This window comes from Aureimonas sp. AU4, assembly GCF_001463765.1.
GTDB lineage: Bacteria > Pseudomonadota > Alphaproteobacteria > Rhizobiales > Rhizobiaceae > Aureimonas.
In genome coordinates, this window is sequence record NZ_BBWK01000062.1 from 40569 (window position 1) to 59540 (window position 18972).

Consider the following 18972-nt stretch of genomic DNA (forward strand, 5'->3'; position numbering starts at 1 on the left):
CACTCACTCGCGCGGGACTGGCCGGGCTACCGCTTCCCGACCCCTCGGATGCCCTTTCCCGAAAGCCGATCATGTCATCTTCGAAAAGCTGGATCGCCGGTTGCAGCGGGTGGTCGCTGACGTCCGACGAGCGCGCGTTCTTTCGCGACGAGCGCCCGTGGGGCTTCATCCTCTTCGGCCGCAACATCGGCGAGGCGGAGCAGGTCCGCGAACTCGTGGCGGAGCTCAAGGAGATCGGGGGTCGCGAGACCGTCCCGGTGCTGGTCGACCAGGAGGGTGGGCGCGTCCAGCGCCTGCGTCCGCCGCTCAGCCCGCGCATGCCGCCCTCGGCCGAGATCGGCCGCGTCTACGCCGCCTCGCGCGAGGACGGTCTGCGTGCGGCCTGGCTTCAGGGACGACTCCTCGCCGTCGACCTCCTGGACGGCTACGGGATCAACGTCGACTGCATTCCCTGCCTCGATGTTCTCCAGCCGGGGGCCCATTCTGTGATCGGCGACCGATCCTACGCGCATGACGGCGCGAGCGTCGCCGCGCTCGGCGGCGCGGCGGCCGAGGGGCTTTCGGCCGGCGGCATGCTGCCGGTGATGAAACACCTGCCCGGTCACGGTCGCAGCGAGGTCGACAGTCATCTCGAGCTGCCTCGCGTCACGGCGTCGGTCGAGGCCTTGCGCCACGACGATTTCGTTCCGTTCCAGGCTCGTCGCACGCTGCCCGCGGGCATGACGGCTCATCTTCTCTTCGAGGCGATCGACCCCGAACGTCCCGCGACGCTCTCGCCAAAGATCATCAGTGAGGTGATCCGGGGCGAGCTCGGCTTCGATGGGCTCCTCATGACCGACGACATGTCGATGAAGGCGCTTCAAGGCGAGATCGGCGAACTCGCCGGTCGGGCGATCGCAGCCGGCTGCGATCTCGCCCTTCACTGCAACGGGGACATGGCGGAGATGCGGTCGGTCGCGGCGGCCGTTCCCGAGCTTTCCGGTCGCAGCCTCGAGCGCGCCGAGCGCGCGTTGGACATCGTGCGGGCGGGCCCGACATCGCGAGGCGATGCCGCCGCATGGCGGGCGGAGTTCGAGGCGCTGTTCGGTCGCGTATCCTGACGAGCTTCCCCGCGCGCTCGCCGAGGTTCGCGGCACGCGACGGGAACGGCGCTCCGTCGCAGACTCGCCATGATCGCGCCCTAGCGTCGCTGACGCCGCTTGTTCAGGCCACCCCTTCGCTTGTTCGCACCAAGGCGCAACGAAAAGGTGACCGCGAGCCTGCGGCACCGGGTCGTGGACGCGTCGCTGTCCGTTGATCCTTCGAATGTTTTCGTGTTTGAAGGCACGAACGACAGGTTTTCTGACCCGCGACTCGCATGCGGGACGCAACGGAGGCATGAGATGGGTAGCTTCAGCATCTGGCACTGGCTCATCGTTCTGGCTGTCGTGCTGCTGCTGTTCGGTCGCGGCAAGATCCCGGAACTGATGGGCGACGTCGCCAAGGGCATCAAGAACTTCAAGAAGGGCATGGCCGACGACGAGACGACGGCCGCTCAGGAGCGTCGCGCCCTCGAGACCGGCAAGTCCGATCCGCTGGCGCACGACGTGACCGTCGAGAAGACCCGGATCTGATCGATCCGCTGACGCCGTTGGACGTCGGAGCCGGCTGGAGGCGTCGCATATGTTCGATATCGGTGGGCTCGAGCTCCTCGTCATCGCCGTCGTGATGATCGTCGTGGTGGGTCCCAAGGACCTGCCGCGCATGTTGCGCACCTTCGGTCGCGTGACGGGGCAGATGCGCCGCATGGCCGGCGACTTTCGCCGCCAGTTCGACGACGCGCTGCGCGAGGCCGAGATGGAAGAGTTGCGCAACACGGTCAACGACGTGAAGTCGCTCGACCCGCGCGAGGATATCCGCAAGGCGATGAACCCGATCCGCTCCGTGGGCGACGAGATCCGGTCCTCGCTGAAGGCCGCCGCGACGGCGCCCGAGCCGACCGTGGCTCGTCCCGACGCGCCGGCCGCGCCGATGCCGGACCCGGAGCCGGCGGAGCCCGCGCCGGCCGCCAAACCCATCCACATGAACGGCAGCGGCCACCCGCTGCCGGCCGACGGGCCGCAGGACGGCGGCAGGAGCAGCACGTGAGCCGGTCCGAGTCCGAGATCGAAGCCTCTTCGGCGCCGCTGATCGAGCACCTGATCGAGCTTCGGCGTCGACTGATCTGGTCGATCCTCGGCTTCTTCGGCATGTTCCTGATCTGCTTCTTCTTCGCCAAGCAGATCTTCAACCTTCTGATCGTGCCCTACCAGATTGCGTCGTCCTGGGCCGGGCTCGACCCGGCCAGCGTCGAGCTGATCTACACCGCGCCTCAGGAGTACTTCTTCACGCAGGTGAAGGTCGCAGCGTTCGGCGGCTTCTTCCTCGCGTTCCCGGTGATCGCGATCCAGGTCTACAAGTTCGTGGCGCCGGGGCTTTATCGCGACGAGCGCGAGGCCTTCCTGCCGTTCCTGATCGCGACGCCGCTCCTGTTCATCCTCGGCGCGCTGCTTGTCTACTACTTCTTCACCCCCATGGTGATGTGGTTCTTCCTGTCGATGCAGCAGCCGGGCGAGGGGACCGACGCCGCGATCCTGCTTCTGCCGCGCGTGTCGGAATACCTGTCGCTGATCATGACGCTGATCGTGTCGTTCGGCCTCGTGTTCCAGTTGCCGGTCATCTGCTCGCTGCTGGTTCGCACAGGCATCATCACCGCGAAGTCGCTGGCCGAGAAGCGCAAGTGGGCGATCGTCCTGTCGTTCATCGTGGCGGCCGTCCTCACGCCCCCCGATCCGCTGTCCCAGATCGGTCTTGCGATCCCGGCCATCCTTCTCTACGAGATCTCGATCATCGTGGCCCGGATCATCGAGAAGAAGCGGGCCGAGCGGCTGGCGCAGACCGAGGCGAGCGCCGAGTAGAGGTGCCGCCTCCCCATGGCCGCCGGATGCGGACTGGGGAAGAATGCTCGATCTCAAATGGATACGCGAGAACGCTCAACGCTTCGACGAGGCGATGGGTCAGCGCAACTCGGCCGTGCGCGCCGAGGGCCTTCTGCGACTCGACGAGGAGCGTCGTTCCCACCTGAAGACGCTTCAGGACCTCCAGAGCCAGCGTAACGACGCCTCGAAGGAGATCGGTCGCGCGAAGGCATCCGGCGACGCGGCGAAGGCCGACGAGGTGATGGCTCGGGTCGCGGACCTCAAGTCCCGCATCCAGGAGGGCGAGGCTCGCGAGCGCGACCTCGACCAGCAGATCGCGACCTTCCTTGCCGCCGTTCCGAACGTTCCGCTCGACGAGGTGCCGGTCGGCGCCGACGAGAGCGACAATGTCGAGGTGCGCCGGGTCGGCACGAAGCCGAGCTTCGACTTCAAGCCGCGCGAGCATTTCGAGATCGGCGAGGCGCTGGGCCTCATGGACTTCGACCGCGCGGCCAAGATCGCCGGCTCGCGCTTCACCGTGCTGCGCGGTGGGCTGGCGCGCCTCGAGCGCGCGCTCGGACAGTTCATGATCGACATTCACACGCGGGAGTTCGGATACGAGGAAGTCTCGCCCCCGTTGCTCGTGCGCGAGGAGGCCGCGTTCGGCACGGGCAACCTGCCGAAGTTCGCCGAAGACCTGTTCCAGACGACCGACGGGCGCTGGCTGATACCGACCGCCGAGATCTCGCTCACCAATCTCGTGCGCGAGGAGATCACGGAAGAGGCGAAGCTGCCGTTGCGCTTCACAGCCCTCACGCCCTCGTTCCGCTCCGAGGCCGGTTCGGCCGGCCGCGACACGCGCGGCATGTTGCGCCAGCACCAGTTCTATAAGGCCGAACTGGTTTCCGTGACGACGCCCGAGACCGCGCTGGAGGAGCATGAGCGCATGACGCGCGCGGCCGAGACCGTGCTCGAGCGTCTCGGCCTCCATTTCCGCACGGTGGTCCTGTGCACCGGCGACATGGGGTTTGCCTCGCGCAAGACCTTTGACATCGAGGTCTGGCTGCCGGGGCAGGACACGTTCCGCGAGATCTCGTCCTGCTCGGTCTGCGGCGACTTCCAGGCCCGTCGGATGAACGCGCGCTACCGTCCCGCCGGCGAAAAGCAGGCCCCCCGCTTCGTCCATACGCTGAACGGATCGGGCACCGCCGTCGGGCGCGCCCTGATCGCGGTCATCGAGAACTACCAGAACGCTGACGGCACGGTGCGCGTACCGGAGGCCCTGCGACCCTACATGAACGGGCTGGAGAGGATCGGCTGATGCGCATCCTCGTCACCAACGACGACGGCATCCATGCCCACGGCCTCAGGGTCCTGGAGCGCATCGCCGGCGAATTGTCCGACGAGGTCTGGACCGTCGCGCCCGAGACGGACCAGAGCGGCCTCGCGCATTCGCTGACGCTTTCCTCGCCGCTGCGCGTGCGCCAGGAGAACGAGCGCCGCTTCGCTGTGACGGGCACACCGACCGACTGCGTCATCATGGCGGTCAAGCGCCTGATGCCCGAGCCTCCGGACCTCGTGCTGTCGGGCGTGAACGCGGGACAGAACATCTGCGACGACGTCACCTATTCCGGCACCGTCGCGGGAGCGATCGAGGGCACGATGCTCGGACTGCGCTCGATCGCCCTCAGTCAGGCTTTCCGGCCCGACCGTGACCGCAAGGCGACCTGGATGGTGGCGGAGCGCCATGGAGCGAGAACCGTTCGCCGTCTCCTCGAAACCAACCTTCCGCGTGGCTCGCTCCTCAACGTGAACTTCCCGGCGGTGGAGCCGGACGAGGTGACGGGCATCGAGGTCACCCGCCAGGGCAAGCTCGACTACGCGCTCGGTATCGAGGAGCGACGGGACGGGCGCGGCTTCCCCTACTACTGGCTGAAGTTCGGCCGGCAGGCCGGCGAGCGCATGGACGGCTCCGACATGGAGGCGCTTCGTGCCGGCGCGATCTCGGTGACGCCGCTTCAGCTCGACCTGACCCACCACGAGCTTCTGCAGTCGCTGCGCGACGCGCTTCGCTAGGCGCCGCTCATGCCGAACACACAGGGCGATCGCGAGCGTCTGGCTTCCTTTCTGATGACGCTGCGCTCCGTCGACGGCGTCGCGGGACGGCTGATGGCGGCGGTGGAGGCCATTCCGCGTCGGCGATTCATACCCGACGAGATCGCCGATCCCTACGCGGATCATGCGGTTCCGATCGGCTGCGGACAGACCATGCCGAGCGCCCGCCACGCCATCCGTCTGGTCGCGGCGCTCAAGGTGCAGCCGGAAAGCCGTATCCTCGAGATCGGCACCGGCAGCGGCTACGTGACCGCGCTTCTGGCGCGACTCGGCCTGCATGTCACGACGCTGGAGCGCTACAAGTCGCTGATCGCCGCCGCCTCCGACCGTCTCAAGGCGGCCTCGCTGACCAACACGACCTTCGTGCAGGAGGACGGCCGCAGCGGCTACGCCGAGATGGGGCCGTTCGATCGCATCGTCGTCCACGGCTCTTTCGAGGCGGTGCCGCGCGTCCTTCTGGACCAGCTCGCCTCGCACGGCATCCTGATCGCCGCCGTTGGCCACCCCGAGGGCGAGCAGCGCATCACGCGGTTCCAGAAGTTCGGATCGCGCTTCGAGGAGGACGCGATCTTCCCGGCGCGTCTCCAGCCCCTCGAGAGCGGCATCGCGAGCTTTCTTTAAGGTCCTGCCACCAAAGCCAGGCTCGCTTAACCCACGGGTAACATTAACGCGCTCTAATGCGGCTCAGGATAGGGGCGTCGGCATGGGGACTGCGATGCGTACGGACAAGGTGAGAATCACGAGGCTTCGGCTGGTCCGGTCCGCGGCTCTCGTGACAGTGGCGGCTCTGGCGGGCTGCAGCGCGGACGCGACGCGTCTGCAGGACGGTTTCTACACGGGTGCGATCCCGCAGGCCTCCGTCCCGACGCAGGTCGCGGCCGTCCCGGTGGCACAGCCCAATGCTTCGATGGGCATGGGCACGACGGGCGCGTCGCAGACCTACGCGGCGGCGACGCCGCCGGTGACGCGCTCCTCGCTGCCGCCTCCGCCGGCCGCTTCCTACAATGGCGGCGGATCGACCTACGCGCCGATGGCGCAGGCAGGCGCGCCGGCTTCGAGCGCGCCGATCGCCAGCCGGGAGGTCGGGCAGACCCAAGCGGCCCAAGCCATGTCGAACGCCTCGCATTCGGGCGGAGCGGGCACCTGGACCGTGACCTCGGGCGACTCGGTACTCGGTATCGCGCGCCGCAGCGGCGTCCGCGCCGCCGACCTTCGCGCCGCCAACAACCTGAGCGACGACAATATCCGCATCGGTCAGGTACTGCGTCTACCCGGCGGAGCCAGCGCGCAGGCGCCGGCCTCGAACACCCGCATCGCCTCGCTGGGCGCCCCGCCGACCACGCTGCAGGCGCAGGCCGCGGCGATCGCGGTGCCGCGTGCCGCGCCCGTCCGGGCCGCTGCCGCTCCCGCCGCGACGGCCGCCGCGCCGGTGCCGGCCAGCAACACGCCGCACAAGACCGCCAAGGTCGAGACGCCCGCTCACAAGCCGGCCGAGCCGGCGCCGGTAGTGGCCGCTGCGCCGGCCGCCGAGGCGCCGGTCGCAACCCAGTCGAGCGTTGCGGCGGCGGTGCCCGCAGCTCCCGCCACCACGGTCGAGAAGGAGGAAACGCGCGAGGTCGCCTCGCTCGCCCCGGCTTCCACCGGCATCGACCAGTTCCGCTGGCCCGTCCAGGGACGCGTCGTGAAGAACTTCGGCGACAAGGTCGGATCGCGCCGCAACGAGGGCCTCAACATCTCCGTGCCGCGCGGGACGCCCGTGAAGGCGGCCGAAAACGGCGTCGTCATATATGCCGGCGACGGTCTGAAGGAGTTCGGCAAGACGGTTCTCGTCAAGCACGACAACGGCCTCGTCACGGTCTACGGCCACGCCGACGACATCCTCGTGCAGCGCGGCGCGACGGTGAAGCGCGGCCAGGAGATCGCGAAGGCGGGCATGACCGGCGACACGGACACCCCCATGCTGCACTTCGAGGTCCGCAAGGACTCCTCGCCCGTGAACCCGATGACCTATCTCCACTAGCGTCATCCGGTAGCCGACATGGTCAGGAGGGGTCCGGCAGCGATGCCGGGCCCCATTTCACGTCAGGCGATGTCGATACGCCGGCCGAGGCGTCCGGCGAGATCCTGCACGAACTGGAACGCGACGCGGCCCGAGCGGCTGCCGCGCGTCGTCGACCATTCCAGCGCTTCGGCACGGACACTGTCGGGCTCGGCCTTGATCCCGGCCGCCTCAAGATAGCCGTCCACCATCGCGAGATATTCGTCCTGCGAGCATTTGTGGAAACCGAGCCAGAGGCCGAACCGGTCCGAGAGCGAGACCTTCTCCTCCACGGCCTCTCCCGGATTGATCGCGGTGGAGCGCTCGTTCTCCATCATGTCGCGGGGCAGGAGATGCCGCCGGTTCGAGGTCGCATAGAAGAGGACGTTGTCGGGTCGTCCCTCGACGCCGCCGTCGAGCGCGGCCTTCAGCGACTTGTAGGACGTATCGTCGTGGTCGAAGGAGAGGTCGTCGCAGAAGAGAAGGATCGGAAAAGGCGCCGCCCTCAGCGCCGACATGAGTTCGGGCAGCGAATCGATGTCCTCGCGATGGATCTCGATCAGCTTGAGCGGCGGCCGCGTGCCGTCGCCTTCGCAGTTCACCGTATGCTGGGCGGCCTTGACCAGCGACGACTTGCCCATGCCCCGCGCCCCCCACAGGAGGGCGTTGTTGGCGGGCAGTCCCTGTGAGAAGCGACGTGTGTTCTCGAGCAGGATGTCACGCGCGCGGTCGATGCCCTTCAGCAGCGTCACCGGCACGCGGTTGACTCGCGGGACCGGGGTCAGCCCGGCCGGCGGGGCGAAGACGAAGCAGTCCGCGACCGAAAGGTCGAGCGGGGCCGCAGCGGGCGGTGCCAGGCGTTCCAGCGCATCCGCGATGCGTTCGAGTGTCGTGAGGATATCCGCGTTCATGAGCCGACCCGCATCGCCCGATCGTGAGGCGATCCGGCCTGACTTGTGTTGCATTCAGGCCGACCGTTCGTATATTCCGCGCGACTTGGACAGGGCCTTTTTCAGCGCCTTCTGTCGTTTCGCGAGGAAATTGGAATGTTCGTCACACCGGCTTTCGCACAGACCGCCACCGCTGCGGGAGGGCCGGAGAGCATTCTGATCAGCGTCCTGCCCTTCGTGGCCGTGTTCGCGATCATGTACTTCCTGATCATCCGACCGCAGCGCGCCGCCGCCAAGCGACGTGACGAGATGCTCAAGAACATCCGGCGCGGCGATACGATCATCACCGGCGGCGGCATCGTGGCGAAGGTCACCAAGGTGATGGACAACGGCGAACTCGAGGTCCAGATTTCCGAGCAGACCAAGATTCGTGTCCTGCAGAGCATGGTCGCCGACGTGCGCGTGAAGGGCGAGCCCACGGCGGCCAACACGAAATAGCCGCAAGCGGCGCGCAACTGGCCCGCGTCCGGCACGACAGCCGGGCAGGGCCGCTCTTCGCCGAAAGGCGTTCCAAAAAGGACTCCGGCGCCCTTGCGTCAGGGGTCCTGTTCGACGTTCAGGATACCGATGCTCTACTTCGCGCGCTGGAAGACCATTCTCATCTGGCTGGCCGTTCTGGCGGGTATCCTCTTCGCGCTGCCCAACGTCCTGACCGATAGTCAGCGCGCCAGCCTGCCCCGCTTCATGCCGGACAGGCCGATGACGCTGGGTCTCGATCTCCAGGGCGGCTCCTACGTCCTCCTGGAAGTCGACCGCGCGTCGCTCGTCAACGACCGCCTCCAGAGCCTGCGCGACGACGTTCAGGTCAGCCTGCGCAACGCCAATGTCGGCTTCAACAGCGTCACCGAGCAGAACGGCGGCATCCAGTTCACCTTGCGCGACCCGACGCAGGCGGAAGCCGCGCGCACCGCGCTTCAGGGCCTGACCTCGCCGATCTCGACGAGTCTTCTGGCCGGCGGCTCGGTCACCGAGACCGAGCTGGCCGAAATCCAGCCCAACACGTTCCGCCTGACGTTGACGGATGCCGGCGTGAACTACCGCCTGTCGACCGCCGTCTCGCAGTCGATCGAGGTCGTGCGGCGGCGCGTCGACGAACTCGGCACGACCGAGCCGGTGATCCAGCGGCAGGGTCTCGACCGGATCATGGTTCAGGTGCCCGGCCTGCAGGATCCCGCTCGTCTCAAGAACCTCTTGAATCAGACGGCGCGCCTGACCTTCCGCCTGGTCGACGTCAACAACTCCGCCCAGGCCGTCGCTGCCGGGCAGCAGCCCGCGCCGGCCGGCTCGGAACTGCTTCAGACCACCGACAACCCGCCGGCGCCGATCCTCGTGCAGCGGCAGGTCATGATCGCGGGCGACAACCTGACGGACGCGCAGGCTGGCTTCGACCAGCAGACCAACCAGCCGGTGGTGAACATCCGCTTCGACTCGCGCGGCGCCCAGCGCTTCGGCGAGGTGACGCGTGACAACGTCAACCGCCCCTTCGCCATCGTCCTCGACGACAAGGTCCTGTCGGCGCCCAACATCCGCGAGCCGATCCTTGGCGGACAGGCTCAGATCTCCGGCAACTTCACGGTGCAGACCGCGAACGACCTGGCGGTTCTGCTGCGCGCGGGCGCCCTGCCTGCGACGCTCGACATCATCGAGGAGCGGACCGTCGGTCCGGGCCTTGGCGCCGACTCCGTCGCGGCCGGGCAGAACGCCGGCATCATCGGTGGCGTCTTCGTGATCGCCTTCATGCTGATCGCCTACGGCTTTCTCGGCGTCATCGCCAACATCGCGCTGATCGTGAACGTCATTCTCCTGGTGGCGGTTCTCTCGGTGCTGGGCTCGACGCTGACGCTGCCGGGCATCGCCGGCATCGTGCTCACCATGGGCATGGCGGTCGATTCGAACGTCCTCATCTACGAACGCATCCTGGAGGAACGGCGACAGGGACGATCCGTCGTCCAGTCGATCGACGCCGGCTTCCACAAGGCGCTCGGCACGATCATGGACGCCAACATCACGACGCTGATCGCGGCGGCCGTTCTGTTCTTCCTCGGCTCCGGTCCGGTGCGTGGCTTCGCCGTGACGCTGGCGCTCGGCATCTTCACGACGATCTTCACGGCGCTGACGTTGACGCGCTGGATGGTGGCCTTCTGGGTGCGCCGCCGCCGTCCGAAGGAAGTGCCGCGCGGCTATAACTTCATTCCGCACGGCACGAACGTCCGCTTCATGGCGATCCGCAAATGGGCCTTCGCCACGACGCTCAGCCTATCGGTCCTGGCGATCGCCAGCGTCTTTGTCGGCGGCCTCAACTTCGGCATCGACTTCACGGGCGGAACGGTCCTCGAGCTGCGTGCCAAGGGCGATGCCGCAGACGTCGCCAAGATCCGGGAAGACCTGTCCCCGATCGTGGATGGCGACATTCAGGTTCAGGAGTTCGGCACCCCCCGCGACGTCCTGATCCGCTTCGCGGTTCAGCCGCAGGATGCGGCGAACCCGCAGGCAAGCGTCAATGCGGTTCGCGGCGCCCTCGCGCAGGACTACGACTTCCAACGCGTCGAGGTCGTCGGACCGACCGTGTCGGGTGAACTCGCCTGGGCCGCCATCTTCGGCGTCGGCGCGGCGATGCTCGCCATAGCGGTCTACGTCTGGGTGCGGTTCGAGTGGCACTTCGCCGTCGGCGCGCTGCTCGCAACGGCTCACGATGTCGCCATGGCGATGGGCTTCCTCGTCGTGTCGCAGCTCGAGTTCAACCTATCGACCATCGCCGCGCTGCTGACGATCGTCGGCTACTCGCTGAACGACACGGTGGTGGTGTTCGACCGCATCCGCGAGAATCTGCGCAAGTACAAGAAGATGCCGATCGCCGACATCATCGATCTGTCGCTGAACGAGACGCTGTCCCGCACGATGCTGACGGCCGTCACTCTTGTGCTCGCGCTGGTGGCCCTCTACGGCTTCGGCGGCGACGTGATCCGCGTCTTCGTCGCGCCGATGCTGGTCGGCGTTCTGGTCGGCGTCTATTCGTCGATCTTCATCGCCGCGCCGATCCTCATCTACTTCCGCCTGCGGCCGGATAGCATCAAGGGCGGTGCGACCGACGAGACGGCCAAGCCGAGCCCGTCCGGTGGTGCCACCGCCGGCAAGGCCTGAGCCGGGCGATGGCCGACGAGCAGGTCATCCGCGACGCGCACTATCCGCGTCGCGCTCCGGTCGATGCCTACGGTTCGGGTGGCTTCCGTTTCGCCGACATGTCGCATCGGGGCTCGCTGCTGTGCCTCCCGTCCGGCATCTACGGATGGGACGCAACGCCCGAGGCGCCGTTCGGCGGGGAGCGCCTTCTGAAGGTCTTCGAGGAACGCGACGACATTCGCTTCTTCCTCTACGGGACGGGACGGGACATTCGGCGCCTTCCTCCCGCGCTCACCGATCGCTTCCGCGCTGCCGGCATCTCGGTCGATCCGATGTCGACCGGGGCCGCGGTGCGCACCTACAACATCATGCTGGCCGAGGGCCGGCCCGTCGGCGCCGCTCTGATCGCGGTGGATTGACCCGATGAGCGATGCGGGACGAAGTGCAGGGCTCGACGGCTTTGCGGAATGCGAGCGGCTTCTGGCCGAGGGCGATCCCGAACGCGCCGTCTCGGTCGGCTTCGCTCCGGCGGACCGGCGCGACGCGCTGAACGCCCTTTATGCGTTCAACCTCGAGACGGCTCGCGTTCGCGATCACGTCAGCCAGCCGCTGCCGGGTGAGATCCGGTTGCAGTGGTGGCGTGACCGGATCGAGGCCGACCCTGGTTCCGAAGAACCGGGGCAGGGCTCGCCCGTCGCGGCGGCCCTCGTCGAGACGATTCGGCGGCATGATCTGCCGACCGACGCCTTCGATCGCTTTCTCGAGGCCCGCATCTTCGATCTCTACGACGACCCGATGCCGTCGGTGACCGATTTCGAGGCCTATGCGGGGCAGACGGCTTCGACGCTGATCGTCCTCGCCTCGATGGTCCTCGACCGTGCCGAGGCGCACCGTATCACGGAGGCCGCGGGACATGCCGGGGTCGCGCAGCTCGCGGTCGGTGTCCTGCGCCTTGCCACGATCCATCGCCGACGCAACCAGGTTTTCGTGCCGGTCGATCTCCTCGCCTCGGTCGGAACGGATGCCGCCGACTGGCTGGCGGGCGGCGAAGGGGCGAAGCGAGCGGAAGCCGCGATGGCCGCGCTGGCCGCGGATCACCTTGAGAAGGCGCGAACCCATCTTCGTGCCGCGCCACGTCAGTTCCGCCCGGCCTTCCTGCCGGCCCTTCTGACATCCCGGCATCTCGCCAAGCTGGACCGCGATTCGCCGCAGCCCGTCGGCCCGCTCGATCGCCTCTGGTTCTACTGGCGGAGCATGCGCGGTTGATCGCAACGGCGCGCAGCGTGCGTGCGGGACGAGTGAGGGCGCTCGCCGCTGCCGTTGTCGACCTGGTCCGCCGGGCAACCTCCCGCTTTCCGGTCACCACAGCGCTTGTCGTTCTGTTCGGAACGCTCGCCGTCGCTGAGCAACTCGACCTGACGGGTGATGCTTTATCAACCGCGCGGCTCCTCGTAGCCTTGAGCGGGGCTGCGGCCGCTTCCCTTGCCGGACATCTTCTGACGGAGGGGCGGCTCGCGAGCGCCGTGCTTCGGATTCTCACGTCCGCAGGCCTCGCCGCGATGGCGGGAAGCGCGCTCTGGCTCGCCGAGCCCTTCGAACTCTACGGGCCGATCCTGATCGCGACCTGCGTCGGCGCCGTACCGGTCGTCGGCATGGCGGGTCGGGGAAGCGCGGCCGACTTCTGGGGCTTCGTCCTCTGGACGACCGCCGGGATCGTCCTCGCCTTCCTGGCTGTGGTCGTCTTCTCGGTCGGTGTCTACGCCATCCTCCAGATGCTCGAATACCTTCTGGACGTGCCACGCTTCCAGCGGATCGAATCGGCAGTCTGGGTAGCGGCGATCTCGCTGGTCGGGCCACTCGTCGCGCTCGGGCGTGTCCCTCCGACCAGCGGCCCCGAAATCGCCTTCGATCCGCAGGAACGCTTCGTGCGGACCACGCGGCCCCTGGCGGACTGGGTGCTCGCGCCCCTCGTGCTGGCGGCCGCAGCGGTCATTCACCTTTATGCCGCGCGCATCGCTTTGACGGGAGATGTCCCGAAGGGCCAGATCGGCTGGATCGTCTCGGCCTATCTGCTGGCCGTTCTCCTGATGCGGATCGCGATCGACCCCTTCGCAGCGCAGGAGGCCGCGCCAGCGCGCCTGTTCAGGCGCCTGTGGTCCTGGTTTCTCGTCGTCCCCCTCGGCCTCCTCGCCTACGCGCTCTGGCTGCGGGTGGCGACGGAGGGCGTCACCGTCAGCCGCTACGTCCTCGGCCTATGGCTGGTTGCCGGGGTGCTGGCGCTGGCGGCTCAGGCCGTGCCACGCTGGCGCGGCGATATCCGCATCCTGTCGGCCATTCCGCTCGGGCTCCTCCTCCTGTCGACCTTCGGACCGTGGGGCGTTGCCGCGACGGTGACAGGGAGTCAGCTCGCTTTCCTCGATCGTGACTACGGACCGTTGCTTCGCGAAGCCGGACGCGGTGGTGGCGCACCGGCCGGAGCCTCGTCCGTCATCTCCTCGCGCCTGGAAGCGCTCGAAAGCGTCGGGGCACTGCGCCGCGTGGCGGGTCTCGTCTCGGCCGAACGGCAGAGCGATCCGATCTGGTCCCGACCGAACCTGCTGACCTGGGACGTCGTCGCCTTTCTAGCGCTTGAGCCACAGCCGCCCGAGCCGCCTCGCGCCCGGTACTTCGTGGCCCGGAGCGGAGACGCGCTGGATACGAGCGGTTTCGATCGCGTCGTCTTCCGGGACGCGCAAGACCCCGGCGCCCCGCTCGCATCCGTCGACATCCGTCTAACGCAAGGGCGGTCCGAGCTCGCCATCCGCATCGGTTCGCTGACCGATACGCTCGATTTGGCACCCATTCTCGCGACGCTGCCATGGACGGATGAGCGCGGTGTCGCCACCGCGACGCCGGCCGTCGCGGACCTCACGACGGCCGGGGGTCGCCATATGCGGGTGCGCGTCGAGCGCGCGAACCTCGTTCTGGACGACCGGCTGGTGGCACTCGCCGCCGCGTATCTCTGGCGGGACGCGGAGTGGCGGGCCGCTACTCCGCCGCGATAGCGGCCGGCTCCGCGATACCGAGCCAGGCGCGGCAGTCGGACAGGGCGCGAGCCGAGAGAGCGTGCTTCTTCGCCACGGTCTTCTCCTTGCCGCGCAGGCGCTTGCCCTCCTCGCGCGGAACCTCGATCGGGGGAAAGAGGCCGAAGTTGACATTCATCGGCTGGAAGGACCGCTTGCCTCCTTCCTCCTCGGTCGATAGGTGGCCGCCGGTGATGTGGGCGAGGAGCGCGCCCATCGCCGTGGTGACGGGTGGCGGCGACGCCGCTCGGCCGAGGGCCTCGGCCGCCGCGAAGCGCCCGGCCATGAGACCGACCGAGGCGGACTCCACATAACCTTCGCAGCCCGTGATCTGACCTGCGAAGCGCAGCGCCGGACGGCTCTTCAGCCGCAGCGTCGCATCGAGCAGGGTCGGCGAGTTGAGGTAGGTGTTCCGGTGCAGACCGCCGAGCCGGGCGAACTCCGCGTTCTCTAGGCCCGGAATGGTCCGGAAGACGCGGACCTGATCGGCGTAGCGCAGCTTCGTCTGGAAGCCCACCATGTTGTACAGCGTGCCGAGGGCGTTATCCTGGCGCAGCTGCACGACGGCATGGGGCTTGGTGGCGGGGTCGTGGGCATTGGTCAGGCCCATCGGCTTCATCGGACCCCAGCGCAACGTCTCAGGACCACGCTCCGCCATGACCTCGATCGGCAGGCAGCCGTCGAAATAGGGCGTGCCTTCCCACTCGCGGAACTCGGTCTTATCACTGGCGAGAAGCGCGGCGATGAAGCCCTCGTACTGCTCGCGGCTCATCGGGCAGTTCACGTAGTCCTTGCCCGTGCCGCCAGGCCCGACCTTATCGTAGCGCGACTGGAACCAGGCCTTCGTCATGTCGATCGTGTCGAAATGTACGATCGGCGCGATGGCGTCGAAGAAGGCGAGGGCGTCCGATCCGGTCTCGGCGCGGATCGCCTCGGCGAGCGCCGGCGCCGTCAGCGGACCGGTCGCGACGATGGTCGGTCCCCATTCGGCGGGCGGCAGGCCGGAGACCTCCTCGCGGCGCACGTCGATCAGCCGATGCGCCACGATCTCAGCGGTCACGCGCTCGGCAAAGCCATCGCGGTCGACCGCGAGCGCGCCGCCGGCTGGAACCTGATGGGCGTCCGCGCAGCGCATGATCAGCGAGCCGGCCAACCGCATCTCGGCATGGAGCACGCCGACCGCGTTGGACTGCGCGTCGTCGGAGCGGAAGGAGTTGGAGCAGACGAGCTCCGCCAGAGAGTCGGTCTTGTGGGCATCCGTGCCGCGCGTTCCGCGCATCTCGTGGAGCATGACGGGCACGCCCGCCTCGGCGATCTGCCATGCGGCTTCGGAGCCGGCGAGGCCGCCGCCGACGATGTGGATGGGTGTCTGGGTCATGCGCCGGTTTTAGCAGTCCGGCGCCGGCCGTCAAAGTGCGCCGGAAAGCGCTTACAGGAAACTGCTATGCGACTGCTCGCGCCAGTCGGCCAGCGCGCTGGCAAGGTCTGATTCGAAACGGTAGCCGCTTTGCGTCAGCCAGCCGGGATGGATGCGGGTGGAGTAGACGAGCTTTGCGATGCGCTCCCGGTCGATGCCGTTGCGCAGTCCCGCCTTGTTCAGGATCTCGAAGGGCAGCGCTGCCGCGTTCATCACGCCGAGCGGAACAAGGCCGCGCGGCGGCTTGAAGCCGGCGACGCTTTCGAACGTGCGGCAGATGTCCTCGATCGTGTAGGCGTCGGGATAGCAGAAGTTGTAAAGGATGACCGGCTCGTCGCGGTCCAGCGCGAAGCGCATGGTGCGTACGAGCTCGCCCACGTAGCCGCCGCTCTTGATCGTGTCCCGGCGGCCCGGATAGACAAAGATTCCCCGGCGCAGGGCCTGGGCGAGGCGCGTGTAGTTGCCGCCCTCGCCGGCGCCGAACACCACGGCCGGCCGCACGATCACGAGGCGCCGCGCCTCGGCGCCTGCCTGCCATTCGCGGTGGACACCTTCGGCAAGCAGCTTGGAGCGGCCGTAATCGGAGGTCGGGGTCGGCGGAGTGCTTTCGTCTTTCAGGTCCTCGCCCGGTCCGTAGACGGCGATCGACGAGGTGAAAACGAGCCGCTCAATTCCGGTCTCGCGGCAGAAGCGAACGATGTTGGTCGCGCCGCACAGGTTCGCGAGATAGTACTCGTGCGGCTCATGGCCGGGCGTGCGATGCACCGCCGCTAGATTGAAGGCCTCGTCGAAGCGCGGGAACGCGGCCGGGTCGAGCGGCTGCGTCAGGTCGTGGCACCGGTACTCCACGCCCTCGACGGGCCGCTTCGGCTCGGCGATGTCGACGCTGACTAGAGGGTGGTAGCCCCGGGCCTTGAGGTCGCGCAGGAGATGGGTGCCGATGAAGCCGGCTCCGCCGAAAACAACCGCGCTCGTCATGCGCTATCCCTCGTGAACATGCTCTCTCGGAGCGTGGATAAGGTGTCGGCGTGCAAGGAGGCAAGGTGCCGGCTCGCCGATGTGGACAGCTGAAACGACAACACCCGCCGGGGGAGGACCGGCGGGTGCTGTTGGGAAGCCTGCGATGGAAGGAGGAGACGCAGGCTTGTATCGCTTGGGCCCTTTTGGGAGGAGGATGGGCCCTTGCGAAGGGGTTAGCGGGTCGCCTGACGCGCGATCTGCCGGATGTCGGAACGGGCGATGCCCAGATCCGAAAGGTCGCGCTGGGACAGGCGGCCGAGTTCGCTGCAGGTCTCGCGGTAGCGGCGCCAGTTGCTGTAGGAGCGGAGAATGTTCATGACGCACCCGGACGGTACAAGCGTTTAAATCGTTTGAAGTTCGATGGCCGCCGGCCCCGTGCTTCTGTGTCCAAGAGATAGGCGCATGGCTCCCTTCCAACCAGAACCGCTGCCGCATGGCTGCCTTGCGATTTGTGCAATGCAATCACGCGAGTGCGAAGCTTCGGTGATGAAGGCGCTCGGCCCGTTTTTCCGCGTCAGTCCGATACGGTTCGTGAGCCCGCGTGAACTCGATCTCAACTTTCCCATGTTGCATCGAGCTCATCCATCAGCGCATGGCGGCTGGTGGTCGGTCGATCCTTTCGTTCGCCCGGGCCGATACGCCGCTTTCAACTTTGACGCCTTCGACACCGGTGCTATAGAGGCGCGCCGCGCGACCGAAGCGTTCGCGGCTGCCGTGCGGGTGTGGCGGAATTGGTAGACGCACCAGATTTAGGTTCTGGCGCCGAAAGCGTGGGGGTTCGAGTCCCTCCACCCGCACCACACTCCGGTAGACAACGAGAACACGAGACCGCCCCGGCGCTCGCGAAAAGGCGAGGGCGCCGGGCGTCAGAGCGAGGTAGACGATGCAGGTGACGGAAACCAAGGCCGAAGGCCTGAAGCGCGAGATCGAGGTCGTCGTGCCGGCCGCGGACCTTGAGGCGCGGCTGCAGACCCGCCTCTACGAGGCGAAGGATCGGGTGCAGCTCAAGGGTTTCCGCCCCGGCAAGGTACCCATGGCGCACATGCGCAAGACCTACGGCCGCTCCATGATGGCCGAGATCGTCAACGAGATCCTCAACGAGACGCCCCGCTCGGTCATCGCCGACCGCAAGGAGCGTTCGGCCATGCAGCCCGAAATCCAGATGACGGAGGACGAGGGCGAGGCGGAGAAGGTCCTGCGCGGCGAGAGCGACTTCCGCTTCACCGTGTCCTACGAGACCCTGCCGACCTTCGAGCTGAAGGAGACCGACAAGATCAAGATCGAGCGTCCCGTCGTCGAGATCGCCGACGAGGAGGTAGAGGAGCAGGTCAAGCACATCGCGGAGAACGCGCGCACCTTCCAGGCGAAGGACGGTCCCGCCGAGAACGGCGACCGCGTGACGATGGACTTCGTCGGCAAGGTCGACGGCGAGGCGTTCCAGGGCGGCTCGGCGACCGATTCCAATCTCGTTCTCGGTTCGGGCCAGTTCATTCCCGGCTTCGAGGACCAGCTCGTCGGCACCAAGGCCGGTGACGAGAAGACGGTCGAGGTCAAGTTCCCCGAGGACTACGGCGCATCGCATCTCGCCGGCAAGGACGCGGTCTTCGACGTCACCGTCAAGTCCGTCGCGGCGCCCGATGCGCTGGAGCTCGACGACGAGCTCGCCAAGAAGATGGGCCTCGAGTCGATCGAGCGCCTGCGGGAGATCGTTCGCGGCCAGATCGAGTCGCAGTTCGGTCAGGCGACCCGCCAGAAGGTGAAGCGCCAGCTCCTCGACCAGCTCGACGCCGACTACGCGTTCGAGCTGCCGCAGAAGCTCGTCGACGCCGAGTTCAACAACATCTGGACGCAGGTCTCGCGCGAGCTCGAGCAGAGCGGCAAGTCCTTCGAGGACGAGGACACGACCGAGGAGAAGGCGCGCGAGGAGTATCGCAAGCTCGCCGAGCGCCGCGTACGTCTCGGTCTCGTCCTCTCCGAGATCGGCGAGAAGGCCGGCGTCACGGTTTCCGACGAGGAGCTGCAGCGCGCCGTGATCGAGCAGGTCCGCCAGTACCCGGGCCAGGAGCAGCAGGTCTACGACTACTTCCGCAAGACGCCGGAAGCCGTCCAGAGCCTGCGCGCTCCTATCTACGAGGAGAAGGTCGTCGACCACCTCCTCGCGACCGTCGACGTCACCGACAAGACGGTTTCGAAGGAAGAGCTGCTGAAGGAAGACGACGAGGAGACGGCGGCAGCCGCCTGATCCCGCACGATCTTCGCGAATGGAAGGGCTCGGCATTGCCGGGCCCTTTTTCGTTATGGCCGACGCTTGCCG

Annotated in this window: 19 protein-coding genes and 1 tRNA gene; 16 read left to right on the top strand and 4 right to left on the bottom strand. The window is 67.4% G+C overall.

What is annotated here, in order from left to right:
• Positions 1 to 71: 71 nt before the first annotated feature.
• The 8 genes from nagZ (at position 72) to AUL35_RS16755 (ending at position 7071) form a co-directional block, all read left to right on the top strand.
• The gene (gene nagZ, locus AUL35_RS16720) at positions 72 to 1100 is read left to right on the top strand and encodes a beta-N-acetylhexosaminidase (protein ID WP_062016775.1); all 1029 of its coding nucleotides are present in this window, start codon (positions 72 to 74) and stop codon (positions 1098 to 1100) included.
• Between the two features lie 282 nt (positions 1101 to 1382).
• Positions 1383 to 1613, top strand: a complete 231-nt coding sequence (locus AUL35_RS16725) for a twin-arginine translocase TatA/TatE family subunit (RefSeq protein ID WP_062016777.1) — start codon at positions 1383 to 1385, stop codon at positions 1611 to 1613.
• A 49-nt stretch (positions 1614 to 1662) separates the two neighbouring features.
• Positions 1663 to 2127 (top strand): Sec-independent protein translocase protein TatB, encoded by a 465-nt coding sequence (tatB, locus tag AUL35_RS16730; RefSeq protein ID WP_082666387.1) that lies wholly within the window; start codon positions 1663 to 1665, stop codon positions 2125 to 2127.
• The gene (tatC, locus tag AUL35_RS16735) at positions 2124 to 2936 is read left to right on the top strand and encodes a twin-arginine translocase subunit TatC (RefSeq protein ID WP_062016779.1); all 813 of its coding nucleotides are present in this window, start codon (positions 2124 to 2126) and stop codon (positions 2934 to 2936) included. The genes tatB and tatC overlap by 4 nt, the downstream gene beginning before the upstream one ends.
• Positions 2937 to 2979: 43 nt before the next feature.
• Positions 2980 to 4257 (top strand): serine--tRNA ligase, encoded by a 1278-nt coding sequence (gene serS / locus AUL35_RS16740; protein WP_062016781.1) that lies wholly within the window; start codon positions 2980 to 2982, stop codon positions 4255 to 4257.
• On the top strand, positions 4257 to 5012 hold the full coding sequence (gene surE, locus AUL35_RS16745; protein WP_062016783.1) for a 5'/3'-nucleotidase SurE: 756 nt from the start codon (positions 4257 to 4259) through the stop codon (positions 5010 to 5012). Before serS ends, surE begins: the two co-directional genes overlap by 1 nt.
• Positions 5013 to 5021: 9 nt before the next feature.
• On the top strand, positions 5022 to 5672 hold the full coding sequence (locus AUL35_RS16750) for a protein-L-isoaspartate(D-aspartate) O-methyltransferase (protein ID WP_062016785.1): 651 nt from the start codon (positions 5022 to 5024) through the stop codon (positions 5670 to 5672).
• 151 nt (positions 5673 to 5823) lie between these two features.
• The gene (locus AUL35_RS16755) at positions 5824 to 7071 is read left to right on the top strand and encodes a M23 family metallopeptidase (protein WP_244493804.1); all 1248 of its coding nucleotides are present in this window, start codon (positions 5824 to 5826) and stop codon (positions 7069 to 7071) included.
• 62 nt (positions 7072 to 7133) lie between these two features.
• Here the strand turns inward: AUL35_RS16755 and AUL35_RS16760 are convergent, their stop codons facing one another.
• Positions 7134 to 8000 carry an ATP-binding protein gene (locus AUL35_RS16760; protein ID WP_192847113.1) on the bottom strand — a complete coding sequence of 289 codons (867 nt, stop codon included), beginning with the start codon at positions 7998 to 8000 and terminating at the stop codon, positions 7134 to 7136.
• Positions 8001 to 8135: 135 nt separating this feature from the next.
• Here AUL35_RS16760 and yajC point away from each other — a divergent pair, with 135 nt between their 5' ends.
• The 5 genes from yajC (at position 8136) to AUL35_RS16785 (ending at position 14203) form a co-directional block, all read left to right on the top strand.
• The gene (yajC, locus tag AUL35_RS16765; protein WP_062016790.1) at positions 8136 to 8477 is read left to right on the top strand and encodes a preprotein translocase subunit YajC; all 342 of its coding nucleotides are present in this window, start codon (positions 8136 to 8138) and stop codon (positions 8475 to 8477) included.
• Between the two features lie 129 nt (positions 8478 to 8606).
• The gene (secD, locus tag AUL35_RS16770; protein WP_062016792.1) at positions 8607 to 11180 is read left to right on the top strand and encodes a protein translocase subunit SecD; all 2574 of its coding nucleotides are present in this window, start codon (positions 8607 to 8609) and stop codon (positions 11178 to 11180) included.
• 8 nt (positions 11181 to 11188) lie between these two features.
• Complete coding sequence (locus AUL35_RS16775) at positions 11189 to 11578, top strand: Mth938-like domain-containing protein (protein WP_062016794.1); 390 nt, start codon at positions 11189 to 11191, stop codon at positions 11576 to 11578.
• 4 nt (positions 11579 to 11582) lie between these two features.
• Positions 11583 to 12425 (top strand): phytoene/squalene synthase family protein, encoded by an 843-nt coding sequence (locus AUL35_RS16780; protein WP_062016795.1) that lies wholly within the window; start codon positions 11583 to 11585, stop codon positions 12423 to 12425.
• A 257-nt stretch (positions 12426 to 12682) separates the two neighbouring features.
• The gene (locus AUL35_RS16785; protein WP_156418045.1) at positions 12683 to 14203 is read left to right on the top strand and encodes a DUF4153 domain-containing protein; all 1521 of its coding nucleotides are present in this window, start codon (positions 12683 to 12685) and stop codon (positions 14201 to 14203) included.
• Here AUL35_RS16785 and trmFO read toward each other — a convergent pair.
• The 3 genes from trmFO to AUL35_RS21705 all read right to left on the bottom strand — a co-directional run bounded on the left by trmFO (position 14187) and on the right by AUL35_RS21705 (position 16975).
• Positions 14187 to 15599 (bottom strand): methylenetetrahydrofolate--tRNA-(uracil(54)-C(5))-methyltransferase (FADH(2)-oxidizing) TrmFO, encoded by a 1413-nt coding sequence (gene trmFO, locus AUL35_RS16790; RefSeq protein ID WP_062016799.1) that lies wholly within the window; start codon positions 15597 to 15599, stop codon positions 14187 to 14189. The two genes, AUL35_RS16785 and trmFO, sit on opposite strands and share 17 nt — an antisense overlap.
• Positions 15600 to 15650: 51 nt before the next feature.
• Positions 15651 to 16616, bottom strand: a complete 966-nt coding sequence (locus AUL35_RS16795; RefSeq protein WP_062016801.1) for an NAD(P)-dependent oxidoreductase — start codon at positions 16614 to 16616, stop codon at positions 15651 to 15653.
• Positions 16617 to 16831: 215 nt separating this feature from the next.
• Positions 16832 to 16975: a DUF1127 domain-containing protein gene (locus AUL35_RS21705; RefSeq protein ID WP_082666390.1), complete on the bottom strand. Its 144-nt coding sequence runs from the start codon at positions 16973 to 16975 to the stop codon at positions 16832 to 16834.
• A gap of 85 nt (positions 16976 to 17060) precedes the next feature.
• Between AUL35_RS21705 and AUL35_RS22230 the strand changes: the two genes are divergently transcribed.
• The 3 genes from AUL35_RS22230 to tig all read left to right on the top strand — a co-directional run bounded on the left by AUL35_RS22230 (position 17061) and on the right by tig (position 18900).
• Entirely contained in the window at positions 17061 to 17396 is a 336-nt protein-coding gene (locus AUL35_RS22230; RefSeq protein ID WP_156418046.1) for a hypothetical protein, read from the top strand.
• Positions 17375 to 17458 (top strand) — tRNA-Leu (locus tag AUL35_RS16800). The genes AUL35_RS22230 and AUL35_RS16800 overlap by 22 nt, the downstream gene beginning before the upstream one ends.
• Positions 17459 to 17541: 83 nt before the next feature.
• On the top strand, positions 17542 to 18900 hold the full coding sequence (tig, locus tag AUL35_RS16805) for a trigger factor (protein ID WP_062016803.1): 1359 nt from the start codon (positions 17542 to 17544) through the stop codon (positions 18898 to 18900).
• Positions 18901 to 18972 lie beyond the last annotated feature (72 nt).

Bases quoted from the DNA above. Each gene is read 5' to 3' on its own strand.
- AUL35_RS16725 (WP_062016777.1), top strand. From the start codon at position 1,383: ATGGGTAGCTTCAGCATCTGGCACTGGCTCATCGTTCTGGCTGTCGTG.
- trmFO (WP_062016799.1), bottom strand. From the start codon at position 15,599: ATGACCCAGACACCCATCCACATCGTCGGCGGCGGCCTCGCCGGCTCC.
- AUL35_RS21705 (WP_082666390.1), bottom strand. From the start codon at position 16,975: ATGAACATTCTCCGCTCCTACAGCAACTGGCGCCGCTACCGCGAGACC.
- AUL35_RS16750 (WP_062016785.1), top strand. From the start codon at position 5,022: ATGCCGAACACACAGGGCGATCGCGAGCGTCTGGCTTCCTTTCTGATG.
- AUL35_RS22230 (WP_156418046.1), top strand. From the start codon at position 17,061: ATGGCTCCCTTCCAACCAGAACCGCTGCCGCATGGCTGCCTTGCGATT.
- yajC (WP_062016790.1), top strand. From the start codon at position 8,136: ATGTTCGTCACACCGGCTTTCGCACAGACCGCCACCGCTGCGGGAGGG.
- AUL35_RS16775 (WP_062016794.1), top strand. From the start codon at position 11,189: ATGGCCGACGAGCAGGTCATCCGCGACGCGCACTATCCGCGTCGCGCT.
- AUL35_RS16795 (WP_062016801.1), bottom strand. From the start codon at position 16,616: ATGACGAGCGCGGTTGTTTTCGGCGGAGCCGGCTTCATCGGCACCCAT.
- AUL35_RS16760 (WP_192847113.1), bottom strand. From the start codon at position 8,000: ATGAACGCGGATATCCTCACGACACTCGAACGCATCGCGGATGCGCTG.
- tig (WP_062016803.1), top strand. From the start codon at position 17,542: ATGCAGGTGACGGAAACCAAGGCCGAAGGCCTGAAGCGCGAGATCGAG.
- serS (WP_062016781.1), top strand. From the start codon at position 2,980: ATGCTCGATCTCAAATGGATACGCGAGAACGCTCAACGCTTCGACGAG.
- nagZ (WP_062016775.1), top strand. From the start codon at position 72: ATGTCATCTTCGAAAAGCTGGATCGCCGGTTGCAGCGGGTGGTCGCTG.
- surE (WP_062016783.1), top strand. From the start codon at position 4,257: ATGCGCATCCTCGTCACCAACGACGACGGCATCCATGCCCACGGCCTC.
- AUL35_RS16780 (WP_062016795.1), top strand. From the start codon at position 11,583: ATGAGCGATGCGGGACGAAGTGCAGGGCTCGACGGCTTTGCGGAATGC.
- tatB (WP_082666387.1), top strand. From the start codon at position 1,663: ATGTTCGATATCGGTGGGCTCGAGCTCCTCGTCATCGCCGTCGTGATG.
- secD (WP_062016792.1), top strand. From the start codon at position 8,607: ATGCTCTACTTCGCGCGCTGGAAGACCATTCTCATCTGGCTGGCCGTT.